The sequence below is a fragment of the Tumebacillus lacus genome, assembly GCF_026410385.1.
Classification (GTDB): domain Bacteria; phylum Bacillota; class Bacilli; order Tumebacillales; family Tumebacillaceae; genus Tumebacillus; species Tumebacillus lacus.
Map to the genome: position 1 here is coordinate 121,578 of NZ_JAPMLT010000010.1, position 15,106 is coordinate 136,683.

Annotated in this window: 14 protein-coding genes and 1 riboswitch; all 14 genes read left to right on the forward strand. The window is 58.2% G+C overall.

The window, feature by feature from the left end; genetic code table 11:
• The first annotated feature begins 5 nt into the window (after positions 1-5).
• On the forward strand, positions 6-1,067 hold the full coding sequence (gene pilM, locus OS242_RS15715) for a type IV pilus biogenesis protein PilM (protein WP_267152645.1): 1,062 nt from the start codon (positions 6-8) through the stop codon (positions 1,065-1,067).
• Position 1,068: 1 nt separating this feature from the next.
• Positions 1,069-1,665 carry a hypothetical protein gene (locus tag OS242_RS15720; RefSeq protein ID WP_267152646.1) on the forward strand — a complete coding sequence of 199 codons (597 nt, stop codon included), beginning with the start codon at positions 1,069-1,071 and terminating at the stop codon, positions 1,663-1,665.
• Positions 1,666-1,677: 12 nt separating this feature from the next.
• Entirely contained in the window at positions 1,678-2,379 is a 702-nt protein-coding gene (gene pilO / locus OS242_RS15725; protein ID WP_267152647.1) for a type 4a pilus biogenesis protein PilO, read from the forward strand.
• 138 nt (positions 2,380-2,517) lie between these two features.
• Positions 2,518-3,504, forward strand: coding sequence for a G5 domain-containing protein (locus tag OS242_RS15730; RefSeq protein ID WP_267152648.1), 987 nt, complete (start codon positions 2,518-2,520; stop codon positions 3,502-3,504).
• A gap of 125 nt (positions 3,505-3,629) precedes the next feature.
• Positions 3,630-4,442, forward strand: a complete 813-nt coding sequence (locus OS242_RS15735; protein WP_267152649.1) for an SPOR domain-containing protein — start codon at positions 3,630-3,632, stop codon at positions 4,440-4,442.
• 39 nt (positions 4,443-4,481) lie between these two features.
• Positions 4,482-4,570, forward strand: a riboswitch (cyclic di-GMP riboswitch).
• Positions 4,571-4,664: 94 nt separating this feature from the next.
• Positions 4,665-5,585 carry an endo alpha-1,4 polygalactosaminidase gene (locus tag OS242_RS15740; RefSeq protein WP_267152650.1) on the forward strand — a complete coding sequence of 307 codons (921 nt, stop codon included), beginning with the start codon at positions 4,665-4,667 and terminating at the stop codon, positions 5,583-5,585.
• A gap of 65 nt (positions 5,586-5,650) precedes the next feature.
• The gene (gene aspA / locus OS242_RS15745) at positions 5,651-7,072 is read left to right on the forward strand and encodes an aspartate ammonia-lyase (RefSeq protein ID WP_267152651.1); all 1,422 of its coding nucleotides are present in this window, start codon (positions 5,651-5,653) and stop codon (positions 7,070-7,072) included.
• A gap of 193 nt (positions 7,073-7,265) precedes the next feature.
• Positions 7,266-7,862, forward strand: a complete 597-nt coding sequence (locus OS242_RS15750) for a Maf family protein (RefSeq protein WP_267152652.1) — start codon at positions 7,266-7,268, stop codon at positions 7,860-7,862.
• On the forward strand, positions 7,862-8,566 hold the full coding sequence (gene radC / locus OS242_RS15755) for a RadC family protein (protein WP_267152653.1): 705 nt from the start codon (positions 7,862-7,864) through the stop codon (positions 8,564-8,566). The genes OS242_RS15750 and radC overlap by 1 nt, the downstream gene beginning before the upstream one ends.
• Before the next feature lie 91 nt (positions 8,567-8,657).
• On the forward strand, positions 8,658-9,689 hold the full coding sequence (locus OS242_RS15760; RefSeq protein ID WP_267152654.1) for a rod shape-determining protein: 1,032 nt from the start codon (positions 8,658-8,660) through the stop codon (positions 9,687-9,689).
• 39 nt (positions 9,690-9,728) lie between these two features.
• Positions 9,729-10,601 (forward strand): rod shape-determining protein MreC, encoded by an 873-nt coding sequence (gene mreC, locus OS242_RS15765; RefSeq protein WP_267152655.1) that lies wholly within the window; start codon positions 9,729-9,731, stop codon positions 10,599-10,601.
• Positions 10,602-10,607: 6 nt separating this feature from the next.
• Positions 10,608-11,123 (forward strand): rod shape-determining protein MreD, encoded by a 516-nt coding sequence (mreD, locus tag OS242_RS15770; protein WP_267152656.1) that lies wholly within the window; start codon positions 10,608-10,610, stop codon positions 11,121-11,123.
• Between the two features lie 35 nt (positions 11,124-11,158).
• The gene (locus OS242_RS15775; protein WP_267152657.1) at positions 11,159-13,051 is read left to right on the forward strand and encodes a peptidoglycan D,D-transpeptidase FtsI family protein; all 1,893 of its coding nucleotides are present in this window, start codon (positions 11,159-11,161) and stop codon (positions 13,049-13,051) included.
• A 122-nt stretch (positions 13,052-13,173) separates the two neighbouring features.
• Positions 13,174-15,063, forward strand: coding sequence for a peptidoglycan D,D-transpeptidase FtsI family protein (locus tag OS242_RS15780; protein ID WP_267152658.1), 1,890 nt, complete (start codon positions 13,174-13,176; stop codon positions 15,061-15,063).
• Positions 15,064-15,106: the final 43 nt, after the last annotated feature.

The window sequence follows — 15,106 nt, forward strand, 5'->3', positions numbered from 1 at the left end:
CGGCCATGTTTAGCATCACCCCGGACACCGCGCTCGGGCTTGAGATCACCGACCAGCGCCTGCTGTTGGCGGAAGTGTTTAAAAAGCGCGACCGCAGCGTTTTGCAAGGGATCGTCCAGACGTCCATTCCGTCAGAAGTGATCGAGGACGGCAAGATCAAACAGGTGGACACGCTCGCCGAACTGCTCCGCCGCACGTTGCGCGAGGGAGACATCCGCACCAAGCGGGTCAACCTGGTCGTGCCGAGCCAGTTCGTCGTCATCCGTCAACTCCAGATGCCCGACCTGCCGAAAAAACAGATTCGCAAATTGATCGACTTTGAACTGCAAAACAGCATTCACTTGCCGTTTGACGAGCCGTTCTACGATTTTGTGAAAGTGGAGAAAAACGAAGGCGACCGTGCGTCGCAAGCGCTGATCGACGCGGAGGCGGCTACCGGACAGAAGATGTGCGACATCACCTTGATCGCGTCGTCCCGCGCGGCCATCGACTCCGTTGTCGAAACGGCGCGACTTGCCGGGCTGAAACCGCAGAGCGTCGATATCCGCGCTCTCGCTCTCGACCGCGCCTGCCGCATCCTCGGCAGCGAAGCGGATCAACGGCAGGCGACGATGTACGTTGACGTGGCGGAGGCCTCGACAGACGTGCACATCTTCCAAGGCAACGTGTTGAAGTTTACACGCAACGTGCCGATCCCGCTGGACAGCTACCGGCTCAACCGCGAGCGGGCCAAGCCGCTGAACGTGCTGGAGATCCTCGACTATCTGGAGCAAAACACCGACTATTCCTCGTTTACGTCCGATCTGGCCTACGAGGTTGAGCGCTCGCTGAACTTCTTCCGTTACACGTTGAACAACCGCGACGCTGCGTTGCGCCACCTCGTCCTGACCGGCCTGTTGCCCAAATCGGGGGTGCTGGTTCGCTATCTGCAAGAGCGGCTGCCCGACATGACCGTGTTCACGATGCCTTTCCAGGATCTGGAGATCAAAGGGCGGGCAGCTACCGACGCAGACTCGCTGTATGAATACGCCATCCCGATTGGACTGGCATTGAAGGAGGTGCGCTGACGTGGAGATCAACCTGCTGCCAAGGCCCTCTTTTTACGAGAAATATCGGATCGTCGTGCTCGCCGGCGCGGGACTGCTCGTCGTCGGCATCGCCTGTACCGCCCTTTATTTCTACACCTCGCTGAACAACAAGATCCTCCAGTCAAAAAACGACCTCGACCGAATCAAATCGGACATCATCGTCCTGCAGGCTGAGCGCACCGTCGCGCCGGAGATGCGCCGCTTTCAAGAGCTGCAGCAGGCGGTCGACGTCAGACGACAAGGGGAGTATGAATTTGGCGAGATCCTCGACGGCATCGCCTCCCAACTGTCGCGCAAATCGCGGGTGACAGCCGCGTCGTTCGACAGCGAAAAACAGGCGCTCGTCCTCGAACTGAGCAGCGAGTCGGTCGAAGTGATCGCCGAATATGATACCTTGCTGCGCACCGAGCCGTGGGTGGCCGACGTATTTGTCGAAAAAATCGAAAATGCCACGGTGAAAGAAGAGCCCGAACCGAGCTTGACCGCAGCGGCGGAGACGTCGTCGGCCGAAATGCCGCTGGAGAAAAAAGAGCGGCCGTACGCCGCTGCGATCACGATCCTGCTCGTGAAGAAATAGGAGGTGCCGATGATGACAGTGAAATGGACGACAAAACATTGGATCGTGCTCTCATCGGTTTTGTTGGTTCTTGTCGTTTTAGGCAGTGCATATTCTGTCTACGTGCCGCAACTGAGAGAATATCGCGCCTTGCAAGACGATCTGCGCATCGCCCTTGCAGCCCGCGACGAGATGCTCAGCCGCGATGTGGCACCGGTTGTCGATGAAGCGGCCAAAGCGGCCATCGCCGAGGCGGTCCCGGCCGAACTCGATCAAGCGCGCTTTTTGAAACGGGTGCGCGCCGAAGAGAAAGAGGCGGGCGTGACGATCAAGAGCTTGTTGTTCGACGCGCAGCAAGAAGCGGTCGAAGCCAAGGCCGCCTCCGATGCCAAAGCGGGTCAACCGGCGAAAAACGGCCAAAAAAGTGTGCTCCACGAACAGATCGGCATGCTGTCGGTCGAAGGGAACTACGAGCAGGTGCGCTCCTTCCTCGAAGGGTTTGCCTCCCTGCCGCGCCTCGTCACCTTCCAGAAATGGGAGTTTTCCGCCGAGTCGGCAAATGTGGAAGAAGTTGTCGAAAGGCCCCTGACGACAGCCGATCTTTCGAGCCGAGTAAAGATGAACATTTCGTTCAAAATCTATCTCTCACCGGGCAGCAAAGACCTGTTGCCCGCCGCAGAACCGCTAAAAACCTACTCGCCATCGGAGCGCACGAATTCTGTCGATTCGTGGTAATTTTCTGACATTAACAAATTCCCCCATTGCCAAGGAGAAAAAGTCGGGTTATACTAGGGCAAGTCTGGAAGGCTCGTATACCAAGGGGTGGGGGAACACCCATTTTTGGGCACAGAGATTACAGAAAGAGGTGGTTGAGTGAGTAAGGTCAACCGTAAGTCTGTCTACATTCTGTCAGCAGCAGCAGCCGCTCTATTGATCGGTGGCGGGACGGCCACTGCGGCTTCGGCGTACAAGACGGTCACCCTTGAGGTGGACGGTCAGGCGCAGGAGATCGCCGGGTTCCAGTTCGGCACGATTGAAGAATTTTTGGCAAAGCAAGGCGTACAGCTTGGAACACATGACTTGGTGCAACCTGCGCAGTCGACATACATTGCTGAAGGAACATCTATCGTCGTAAAGCACGCCAAAGAGATCACGTTCTTGGACGGCACCAACGCAGAGGTCAAACGCCATACGCAGGCGTCTAACGTCGAAGCGTTGCTCAAAGAAATGAACGTGACGGTGACGGTTGCCGATCGCGTCTCTCCCGCATTGACCGAGAGGGTCGAAAGCGGCCAGAAGATCACGATCACCCGTCGCACGCAGGACATTCAAGTTGCGGATGAGACCATACCTTTTCAGACCGAACGCCAGCCAGATGCCGAACTGTACACTGGCACAGAAAAAGTGCTGACGCCCGGTGTGGAAGGGAAAGCGAAAGTCACGACGACCGTTGTCATGGAAAATGGCAAGGAAGTCGATCGCCAAGTCAACCGCGAAGTAGTGGAACAAGCGGTCAATCAGATTGTTACCTATGGCACCAAGCAACGTCCTGTTGTCGTCGCATCCCGGAGCGGGTCCAGCTTTACCGCGTCCAAGACGTTGCAGATGTCTGCCTCGGCCTACTCGATGCCTGGCTCGCGCACGGCGACTGGCTCTGCTGCGGCTCGCGGCATCGTCGCAGTCGACCCGAGCGTCATTCCGCTGGGCACGAAGCTCTACATCGAAGGCTACGGCCACGCGGTCGCCGGCGACACCGGCGGCGCGATCAAAGGCAACAAGATCGACCTGCATTTTGACACGCAGGCAGAAGCGATTCAGTTTGGTCGTCGCGTTGTGACAGTCCATATCGTTTCGAACTAAATTTCTCGCAGGGCACCGTTTGGTTTCTACCAAGCGGTGTCTTTTTTTCTGTCATAGACTTACAACTTGATTCATAGAATCTAGCAAAGCAAACAGATGAACGAGAGATGAAGGAGTCGGTGACGATGGACAAGATCGAATATAAATCCAGATTCAACTTCAATCGCGGGCAGGAGTCCACGAAAAAACAACTCGTCCTGCCCATCCTGCTCGCCTCGCTGACCGGCGTCGTGCTCGGCGTCTGCCTGCTGATCCTCTTTAAAAGCCAAGCGGCTCAACCGATCGTCGAAACGATCCCTGCTCCGCAAGCGGCTGCCGGACAACCGGCGAACAGCGTATACGGCGCGGCCGAACTGCCAGGCGTGTCCCTGACCGTCTGGCAGGTGGGCGTGTTCTCCGAACAGGCCAAGGTCGAGCAGGAGCGCACTACATTGGCGCAAAAAGGCGTGACGGCCGTCCCGCGCGGCACCGGCCCGATCCATCTGTTCGCAGGGGCGGCACCGGACAAAAAAGCGGGCGAAGCGCTTGGAACCAAACTGACCGAACTCAAAGTCAACCACTTTGTGAAAGAATACGGGATCACCCCGCTCTCCGGCGTGATCGAAGGCGTCCCGGCGGCAGACGCGAAACAGATCGAGCGGCTGCTGAGCCAAGAGGTGAAAATTGCCGAAGCGCTGCTCAAAGCGGACAGCGCGGGTGGCAAGGCGTTGCGAGATCAATGGAGCGCACTCGCCGCAGACGCAAAGACGGCGGGGGAGAGCCTGGTAAAAGGCGGGCAACAAGAGAACGCCGCCGCCTTGCAACTTTTGCATCAACAGTTGGGGGAAGCGGCTGCGGCGGCGCATGAGAACAAAGGCGTGCTCGACGTGCAAGGAAGATTGATCCAGTTTTTTGTAAGCTATGAAATACTGGGAGCAAAGCTGGTTAAAATCAGGTAGACAAGAGCAGGCACTGCCCGTTAAAATGGAGTTAACTTCATACGGACTGGGCAAACTTGTCGAAAGGCAAGGACGCAAAGCCATGGGTCTTCAGGCGGACGAACGCCAAAGATCGCCAGGTTGCAGGCAACAGACCTTATCTGTTTACACAAACTGTGCAGCGCCCCTTTCCGTTTTGGAGCAGGGGTGCTTTTCATTTTAACGAACAGGGAGTGTCACCGTATGAACAAACAACTGAGAACGCTCGCTGCCATCTGTCTTTTTGCCACTCTGGCCACGGGGAACGCTCAAGCGGCCACTGCGCCGGTCAAAGCGGTAAAACCGATGGCTGCGAAGAAATGGTCTGCCAAACAAGCTGTTTCCACCGAAACGACCGCCACCGTCTCCACCTCGCTTCAGAGCGTGGATTCCTATACGATCTACTACGGACAGCCGTCCGCGACCGCGATCCGTACGCTCAGCAGCTACGAGATGGTCGTGCTCGAACCTCGTCTTTGGAGCGCGGAGCAACTGCTCGCGCTCAAGCAGAGCGGCGTGAAGGTGCTCGGCTACCTCTCGATCTTGGAACAGCATGAGTCGTCCGAACTGCTCCGTTCCGCCGTGGACGGCGACTACCTGACCGTCTCCGGCCAGCGAGATTTCCGCACCGAGTGGAATTCCTGGTCGATGAACATCAACAGCTTGCACTACCGTTCCTTGCTGATCGGCGACCTCGAACGCCAGATCGTCCAAAAGGGCCTCGACGGCGTGTTTCTCGACACCGTCGGCAACGTGGACGACGGCATCTGGCCGGCCAGCATCAGTGATGTGCAGCGTGACGGCGTGGTGTCTTTCCTCTCCGAACTGAGCGTGAAATACCCGAACCTCTCCCTGATGCAAAACTGGGGTCTCGGTGCCTTGAAAGACCGCACCGCGCCGTACATCGACGGCATCCTCTGGGAAGACTTCAACCCGACCGTCGTGACGAAAGACGCGTGGAGCTGCAACCGCATGGCCGAATTGGACAAGCTGGAAACGACCGGTCTTGCCGTGTTCACCGTCAAGATCGGCGCGACCGCGAAAGTTCAGACCTCTTTTACCAACTTGAACCGTCAGCACGGCTATGTGGGTCAGATCATCAAGAAAAGCTATGACGTCCTGTAGGAGGACACTCGGGAAAAGTATGGTATGATAGTTCCTGATACCTGTTGTCAAAGGAGTTTACCGACATGACCGCGACTGTCCGTCTGGAAAAAGATTTGATCGGAACCAAAGAAGTACCGAAAGAGGCGTATTACGGCATCCAAACTTTGCGTGCCGTTGAAAACTTCCCGATCACCGGGATCCCGCCGCACAAAGAGATGATCAAAGCGTTGGCTGCTGTCAAAAAAGCGGCTGCGCTCGCCAATATGGAAGTGGGAGTCCTGAAGAAGCAGATCGGCCAAGCGATCGCCGACGCTTCTGACGAGCTGCTGGCCGACCGGTTGCATGACCAGTTTATCGTCGATTCGATTCAAGGCGGGGCCGGCACTTCGATGAACATGAACGTCAACGAAGTGATTGCCAACCGCGCCATCGAACTGCTCGGCGGCGAGAAGGGCAACTATCTCGTCTGCTCGCCGAACACGCACGTCAACATGGCGCAGTCGACCAACGACGTGTTCCCGACCGCGATCCGCATCGCGTCGATGAACCTTGCGAAAGGCGCGATTGAAGAGCTGGACAAGCTCCGCATCGCCCTGCTCGAAAAGGCAAAGGAATTTGACCAAGTGATCAAGATGGGGCGCACCCATCTGCAGGACGCGGTGCCGATCCGCATGGGGCAGGAGTTTGCCGCTTATGCCCGCGTCATTGGCCGCGACGTCGAGCGCGTCACCCGCTCTTTGGACAACCTGCGCGAAGTGAACATGGGCGCAACGGCGGTCGGCACAGGCCTCAACGCCGACCCGCGCTATATCGTCAAAGTGACCGAACACCTGCGCCAGATCACCGGCCTTGACCTCAAGCGCGCCGAAGATCTCGTCGATGCGACGCAGAACACCGACGCCTACACCGAAGTGTCCGGCGCGCTGAAGATCTGCGCGGTCAACCTCTCCAAGATCTGCAACGACATCCGTCTGATGGGCTCCGGCCCGCGCACGGGCCTCTCCGAGCTCAATCTGCCGCCGCGTCAGCCAGGCTCCTCGATCATGCCGGGCAAAGTCAATCCGGTCATGGCGGAGGTGGTCAATCAGGTCGCCTTCCAGATCATCGGCAACGACCACACGATCTCGCTGGCATCCGAAGCCGGGCAGTTGGAGCTGAACGTGATGGAGCCGGTACTGGTATTCAACCTCCTGCAGTCGCTGTCGATCCTGCAAAACGCCGTCCGCGTCTTCCGCGAACGTCTGATCGAAGGGCTGACTGCGAACGTGGAACGATGCCGCCTTGCCGTCGAGCAGAGCGTCGGCATCGTCACCGCGATCAACCCGCACGTCGGCTATGAGACCGCGTCTGTCGTCGCCAAAGAAGCGATCCAGACCGGACGCTCCGTCCGCGAGATCTGCATTGAACGCGGCATCTTGACGCCGGAAGAGCTGGACGTGATCCTCAACCCCTACGAGATGACTTCGCCGGGGATCGCCGGCAGCAAATTGCTGTTTGGAGAATAATTCAGGGAGATTCCGCCCTTTCCGGGCGGTTTTTCTTTGCATTTCTTTACAGTCGACCGCTTAGAAGGTATCATAGGGCGAGACATAGGTTTTTCATCTTCAGGATAAACTAAAAAATAGACGAAGTTCCAGAAACCGGGTGTCCTGCCCGCATGTGGAGGAATTTCATTTGACTCACGGAGGCATAGGCGACATGCAGGAGAAACGATTGGTGTTGGCTTCTGGTTCCCCGCGCCGCAAAGAATTGCTTGCGGGACTCGGGCTTTCGTTCGAAGTGATCACAGCAGATGTGGAGGAGACGATCGCGCCGGGCACGACGCCCGTGGATGCGGTGCAAGACTTGGCGTACAAAAAAGCGCTCGCCGTTGCGAATACTTTGTCCGGCGGTCTCGTGCTTGGATCGGACACGGTCGTCGCGCTTGAAGATCGTATCTTGGGCAAACCAGCCGACGCGGCGGAGGCCAAACAGATGCTGGCCATGCTCTCCGGTCGCGCGCACACCGTCTACACGGGCATCGCCTTGATCGAAGCGGAAACGAATCGCTCCGTTCGCGACGTCAAAGCGACGCAAGTGGTGATGCGGGAGTTGTCCGCCGCCGAGATCGACGCCTATGTCGCGACCGGCGAACCGATGGACAAGGCCGGTTCGTACGCGATTCAAGGACTCGCTTCGACGTTTGTCACCGACATGCACGGCGATTATTTCGCGGTGGTCGGGCTCCCGTTGCAACTGACGGCGCACCATCTGGCCGCATTTGGCCTCGACGTGCTGCGCCAGGGGCGCGGCTGATGGGCGCCCCGGCAGCGGAGCGTCTGTCGGTCCGGGTCTGTGAGATCCCGGAGGAAGACAGGCCCCGCGAACGCTTGCTCCGCCAAGGGCCGGAAGCGCTCTCGAACGCCGAACTGCTGGCGATCTTGCTGCGAACCGGCACGCCGGGCCACTCGGCAGTCGATCTCGCCGACCAGATCCTCAAGCGCATGGGCGGCATTCACGCCCTGATCGATGCGGATCTGGAAGAGCTGACCGGCGTGCCGGGCATCGGCCCGGCCAAGGCGACGCAGCTCAAAGCTGCCATTGAGATCGGCCGCCGGGTCGCCCGCATCAAACGGGAGTCCCGGCCGCAGTTGCTCACGCCGGGTGACGCGGCCGACTACATGATGGACCGTCTGCGATTCCAACTCAAGGAACACTTCGTCGTCTTGCATCTGGATTCGAAAAACGGTCTGATCGGCGAGGAGATCGTCTCGGTCGGCTCGCTGAACGCCTCGATCGTTCACCCGCGCGAGATCTTTAAAACGGCGCTCAAGCGCAGTGCGGCGGCGATCATCTGTCTACATAACCATCCGAGCGGTGATCCGACGCCCAGTTTTGAGGACGTCGAAGTGACGCGCCGTCTCGTCGACTGCGGCCGCTTGCTGGGCGTCGAGGTGCTGGATCACATCGTCGTCGGCGAGAATTGCTTTCTCTCCATGAAAGAAAAAGGATGGCTGTAACCGTGTGGACTAGGCACACCGCGAGGCTTCCTGTATAATGTCAAATGTTAACATAACAGCCCTGTGAGAAGTCGGGAAGGAGTCTGGCAAGATGTTCAACAAATTTTCGCGAGATATGGGTATTGACCTGGGAACGGCCAACACCCTCGTATATGTAAAAGGCAAGGGGATTATCATTCGGGAGCCGTCTGTCGTCGCGACGCGCACCGACACCGGCGAGATCAAGGCGGTCGGTGAAGAGGCCAAGCAAATGATCGGCAGAACGCCGGGCAACATCGTGGCGGTGCGCCCGATGAAGGACGGTGTCATCGCCGACTTTGAGACGACGGCGACGATGCTTCGCCATTTCATCCGTCAAGCGCTCAAGCAAAAAGGCTTCTGGTTCTCGGCACCGCGCGTCGTCGTCTGCGTGCCGTCCGGCATCACCGCCGTGGAAAAGCGCGCCGTCGAAGACGCAGCGCGCGAAGCGGGCGCACGCGACCCGCAGACGATCGAAGAGCCGATGGCAGCTGCAATCGGCGCGGGTTTGCCGGTTGAAGAACCGACCGGTTCGATGGTCGTCGACATCGGCGGCGGCACGACCGAGGTGGCGATCATCTCGCTCGGCGGCATCGTCACGTCCCGCTCGATCCGCGTCGCAGGCGACGAGATGGACGAAGCGATCATTCAGTACATCAAAAAAGCATATAACTTGATGATCGGCGAACGCACCGCGGAAGAATTGAAAGTGACCATCGGCACGGCGATCCCGCCGGAAAAGCCGGAGACGATGGACGTGCGCGGCCGCGACTTGGTCACCGGTCTGCCGAAGACGCTTCAGATCACGTCCACCGAGATCTCGGAGGCGCTCTCCGATACGGTCAACTCCATCGTCGAAGCGGTGAAGATCACCCTCGAAAAGTCGCCGCCTGAACTGGCAGCCGACATCATGGACCGCGGCATCGTCCTCACCGGCGGCGGCGCGCTCCTGCGCAACCTCGACCGTCTGCTCTCCCGGGAGACCGGCATGCCGGTGCTGGTGGCGGAAAACCCGCTGGACTGCGTGGCGATCGGCACCGGCAAGTCGCTGGAGTACAGCCATCTGATGTTCAACAATGACACGAAAAAGCGTCGCGTTCGCTAAGCGAATCACACGTCGGCACGTAAAGGATGTGGGTAACGGGTGACCCGATTTTTTACTAGTAAGCGTCTGATGGTGCTGCTGGCCGGCTTCATTTTGCTCGCAGCCCTGGCCGGCCTTACGTTGCGCGACCGGGAGAAGCCGACGTGGCCGGAGTCGTTTCTGATCGACTCCTTCGGCTGGGTGCAAGGCGTGATCTACGCGCCCGTGCAGCACGTCGCCGGCTTCTTCGAGGAAGTCCGCAACATCAAAGCGCTCTACGAAGAGAACGCGCGTCTCAAGCAAAACCTCAACGACTATTCGTCGATGCGCGTGCTCATCCGGGAACTGGAGAGGGACAACAAGAAGTTGACAGAGGACTTGGGCATCAAGAGCCGCCTTGGCGGCCTTGAGTTCGTCGCCGCAGCCAATGTGATCGGCAGAAGCCCGTCGACGTGGAACCAAGAGGTGACGCTCGATGTGGGCAGCAAGGACGGCGTCTCGCGAGACATGGCTGTGATCACCGCCACGCGCGGTCTGGTCGGCCGCGTCTACGAAGTGACGCCGTACCACTCCAAAGTGTTGCTGATCACCGACAAGAGCAAGGTCGGCATCTCGGCACGCGTGCAGAACAACGATGAGAACAACCCGGCCTACGGGATCATCAGCGGCGTTTCCACCGCCGTGTCCCAAAACGAGAAGGTGCGGCTGGAGATGACCGGCATCCCGCTCAACTCCAACGTCGAGGTCGGTCAGGACGTCGTGACGTCCGGGCTGTCCGACATCTTCCCGCCCGCCTTGTTCATCGGCAAAGTGACGTCGTTCCAAAACGACAAACTGGGGCTGACCAAGACGGCGGAGATCGAACCGGCCGCCAACCTCGACTACCTCGAATTCCTTTACGTCGTCAAACAGGCGAAACAGGAAGCGAGGTAGACGCGGATGCATCCGGTGTTGATCGTCCTGTCGATGATGGGTGTGCTCATCGTGCAATCGACCGTTCTGCAAGTGCCGCCGTTTTCCTTTGTCGCACCGAACATCGTGCTGGTGATGCTCCTGTTCGTCTCGCTGATGCGGGGGCCGATCTTTGCGCTCTATGTGGGCCTTGCGATCGGTCTGATTCAGGACATCCTGTTCGGCACGTTCCTCGGTCCGTACGCGTTCACCTATGCGACGGTCGGCTACTTTGCCGGCATGACATACGGCACCTACTGGACCCGCCAGTTGGTGACGGCGATCCTCGTCATGCTCGGCTACACCTTCCTCGCCGAGATGATGCTCTACGGAATCGTGCGTCTGTTCGGCTTTGCGCATCTCGACCTGATGGTCGCGGTCACGCACGGCGTGCGAATGATGATCTGGAACGGCATCTTTGCTCTGTTGCTCTACTCGCCGTCGGTGCGCTTGCTCGGCACCGACCGCCGCAAGGTCGGCTTGGCTGACGAATCATCGCTCTGAGTCCTTCTGCCTCCACAGGGAAGGGAGCGTTTTGCATGAACCGCCATCCTCACCAACAGCATCTTGAGGAAGAACTGAAAACGGCCACGGGGAAACGCTTAAACCTTCTGTTTATGCTGATCTTCGTGGCCCTTGCCGTTTTGGTGTTTCGTCTCAGTTTTCTGCAACTCTCGCAGGGTGACTTCTACCTGAAAGAAGCGGAGACCAACCGCTTCATTCAGCAGACCGTCCCCGCGCCGCGCGGGCTGATCTACGACCGCGACCGCAACCTGCTCGTCAACAACAAACCGTCGTTTACGATCACCTACACGATTCTCGACCAAGAGGAGAAACAGTCTCGCCAGATCGCAGACCGACTCGCTCCGGTGATGAAGCGCACCCCGGAGGAAGTGCTGGCGGCGATGGACCTTTCCGGCCAGCGGTACATGCTCTCGATGGCGCGCAAACTGATGACCGGTGCCAACGAGGAGCAGATCGCCTACATCCGCGAGCATCAGGAAGAGCTGCCGGGAGTCAACGTGATCGTCGAGCCGATCCGCGACTATCTGTACGGCCCGTTTGCGTCACACATCCTCGGCTATTTGAACAACATCCCGCAGGAGTACTGGCAGGCACACAAAGACGAGTACCAGCAGACCGACCGGATCGGCATGGCCGGCGTGGAAAAGTCATACGAAGCACAGTTGCGCGGTCGTCCCGGCAAAGTACAGGTCGAGGTCAACATCTACAACCAGCCGTTGCAGGATCAGCGCGTCGAGGACCCGATCAAAGGCCACGACCTGATCCTCACCCTCGACAGAAACCTCCAGACGGTCACCGAGCGGGTGCTCGCCGACCGCGTGCGCGCGTTGAGCCGCCGGGTGCGGACGGTGAAACATGCGGCCGCCGTGGCGATGAACCCCAAGACGGGGGAGATCTACGCGATGGCGAGCTATCCGCAATACGACCCCAATCTGTGGATACGCGGACTGTCCGAAAAAGAATATCTCGAGCAGTTCCAGCCGGCGGAGATGAACCGGGCGATCCAGCAGGTCTACCAACCCGGTTCCACGATCAAGATGGCGACGGTGTTGGCCGGGTTGAAAGAAGGCACGATCACACCGCATACGGTGATGAACGATCCGGGCAAAGTGCAGGTCGGCTACATCGTCAAAGGCGTGCCGAACTACATCAAGTCGTGGAAGCCGATGGGCAACATCAACACGTATCGAGCCCTCGCCGAATCGTCCAACGTCTACATGATCAAGACGTTCCTGAAGATGGCCGGCTACTATGAAGGGATGTCGACGCCGCAGGTCAATCACTTTTTGGCCGACACGCTGCCAAAGACGATGACCAAGATCCTCAACTATCACAAAGAACTGGGTCTTGGCGAAGTGACGACCGGCATCGACCTGCCCTATGAGGCGGAGGGACAAGTCACGCAGGAAGGGCTCGTCTCTGACCTCGCCTTCGCCGCCATCGGCCAGACGGAGAAATACACGCTGCTCCAGTTGGCGCAGTACGTCTCGACCATCGCCAACGACGGCAAACGGATACAACCGCACGTCGTCAAAGCGCTGATCGACCCGATTACAAAAGCGGAGCAACCAATCGAGCCGGTCACGCAAGGTCAGGTCTCGTTCCCGATGGAGCACCTGCGAGCGGTGCAACAGGGCATGTACGACGTCACCAACAAACCGTACGGCACGTTCTACTCCGTCTTTGGCGGCTATCCGGTCAAGGTGGCGGGCAAGACGGGCACAGCCGAGACCGGGCGGGGCACGGAAAACTCCGTCTTTGTCGGTTACGCGCCGTACAACGATCCGGAGATCGCCATCGCGGTGATCGTGCCGGACAACGAAAAGCAAAGTCACTCCAACGAAGCGCTCGGTCCGATCGCCAAAGCGATGATCGACGCTTACTTCGCCCATCGCATCACCCCGTAAAAAGAGGCTCCCGAGCCTCTTTTTTCTATGTGTTTTCCTGTGTTTTGTTGGAGGAATCGCATAGGTCAAGCGCGAATACAGTTACGATGTGGATGTATCAGAGAGAGAGGGTGTGAGTATCGTTGACGCAATATGAGCAAGAAAAACAATCGGTGGTCGGCAAGCGGATGAGCCTGTTGTTCATGGTCATCTTTTTCGCGCTGGCCGTCTTGATCTTCCGGCTGAGTTTCTTGCAATTGTCCGAGGGAGAAGAACTGTTGAAGCGGGCGGAAAACAACCGCTATGTCACGCAGTCGATCCCGGCACCGCGCGGCAACATTTTAGACCGCGACGGCAATGAACTGGTTCGCAACAAACCGGCTTTTACGATCACGTTCCAGCCTTTGAACACCGAGGTGCAAGACTCGACCATGCTCATCTCCGAGCTGGCGCCGGTGTTCAATCTGTCAATCGAAGATCTCTACAAGGCGATGGACCCCCACGCCATTAAATATTCGCCTTCGATGGCGCGCAAAGTGATTACCAACGCTCCGGACCAGATCGTCGCCTATGTGCGTGAACACGCCGACGAACTGCCGGGCTTCAACGTCATTGTCGAACCGATTCGCGAGTATGTGCGCAAAGATTTTGCTTCTCACGTAGTCGGCTATCTGAACGACATACCGGCCGATTATTACGAAGAGCACAAAGAAGAGTACCAACAGACCGACCTGGTCGGCACCGCCGGTGTCGAGAGCCAGTATGAAAAGTTTTTGCACGGCAAAAACGGCACCTACAAGGTCGAGGTAAACATCAACTACCAACCGGTCAACAAAGACAAGGCGATCACCGTCGAGCCGGTCAAAGGTCACGACTTGAAACTCACGATCCACTCGAAATTGCAAGAGGCGACCGAAAACGCCCTCAAAGCCCGCGTTGAAGAGATGGGCAAGACGATTCCGACGGTCAAGCACGGCGCGGCCGTCGCCATGAATCCGAAAACGGGCGAAGTGCTGGCGATGGCCAGCTACCCGGACTACGACCCGACGATGTGGGTCGAAGGCATCTCCGCCAAAGACTACGCAACAAAATTTGCTCCGGCAGAGATGAACCGCACGATGCAACAGGTCTACGAACCGGGCTCGACGATCAAGATGTCGACCGTCCTGATCGGCCTGCATGAAGGCAAGATCACGCCGAGTACCGTGATCTACGACCCTGGTTACACCAAGTTCCTCGACACGACGATCCGCTCCTGGAAGTCGATCGGCGACGTCGATGCGCGCCGCGCGCTGGCCGAATCGTCCAACGTGTACATGATCGAGACGTTTAAAGGAGTCTTTGACTTCAACTCGCTCGGTCGGGACGTCAATCACTACCTGAACGTCACGCTCAAAGAAAAGATGAATCTCGTCCTGGACTACCACAAAGAGATGGGCCTCGGACTGCAGACGACCGGCGTCGACCTGCCGTATGAAGCAAAAGGGCAGATCACGCAAGAGGGTTACGTGTCCGACTTGGCGTTCGCTTCCTTTGGCCAGAACGAAAAGTACACGTTGCTCCAACTGGCGCAATACACCTCGACCATCGCCAACGAAGGCAAGCGCATGCAGCCGTATGTCGTCTCTGAGATCATCAAGCCGGACGGCACGACGCTGCAGAAGACCGAGCCGAAACTGCTCGGCGAGACGTCCTTCACCAAGGACGAGTACCGCGTGGTCCGCGAAGGGATGCTCGACGTCTCCCGCAAGCCCTACGGCACGTTCTACGGCGTGTTTGGAAACTATCCGATCCAAGTCGCGTCGAAGACGGGGACGGCGGAGACGGGCCGGGGCGGCACGGAAAACTCGGTCTACGTCGGGTATGCGCCGTATGACGATCCGCAGATCGCCATCGCGATCATCATCCCTGACAACAAGCACATGTCTCAATCGGGCGCGACGCTCGGCCCGATCGCCAAAGCGATGATGGACGCCTACTTCAACCTCGGCGAACAATCGGCGGAGAAAAAAGAAGAGAAAAAGGCGGAATAACAGGAGAACTTCTCCTCTTTCGCGAAGTAAGTACATCGGCAAG

Excerpts from the sequence above, each read along its gene's own strand:
- OS242_RS15740 (WP_267152650.1), top strand. The coding sequence starts at position 4,665 with ATGAACAAACAACTGAGAACGCTCGCTGCCATCTGTCTTTTTGCCACT.
- pilM (WP_267152645.1), top strand. The coding sequence starts at position 6 with ATGTTTAGCATCACCCCGGACACCGCGCTCGGGCTTGAGATCACCGAC.
- pilO (WP_267152647.1), top strand. The coding sequence starts at position 1,678 with ATGACAGTGAAATGGACGACAAAACATTGGATCGTGCTCTCATCGGTT.
- OS242_RS15760 (WP_267152654.1), top strand. The coding sequence starts at position 8,658 with ATGTTCAACAAATTTTCGCGAGATATGGGTATTGACCTGGGAACGGCC.
- radC (WP_267152653.1), top strand. The coding sequence starts at position 7,862 with ATGGGCGCCCCGGCAGCGGAGCGTCTGTCGGTCCGGGTCTGTGAGATC.
- aspA (WP_267152651.1), top strand. The coding sequence starts at position 5,651 with ATGACCGCGACTGTCCGTCTGGAAAAAGATTTGATCGGAACCAAAGAA.
- mreD (WP_267152656.1), top strand. The coding sequence starts at position 10,608 with ATGCATCCGGTGTTGATCGTCCTGTCGATGATGGGTGTGCTCATCGTG.
- OS242_RS15775 (WP_267152657.1), top strand. The coding sequence starts at position 11,159 with ATGAACCGCCATCCTCACCAACAGCATCTTGAGGAAGAACTGAAAACG.
- OS242_RS15750 (WP_267152652.1), top strand. The coding sequence starts at position 7,266 with ATGCAGGAGAAACGATTGGTGTTGGCTTCTGGTTCCCCGCGCCGCAAA.
- OS242_RS15735 (WP_267152649.1), top strand. The coding sequence starts at position 3,630 with ATGGACAAGATCGAATATAAATCCAGATTCAACTTCAATCGCGGGCAG.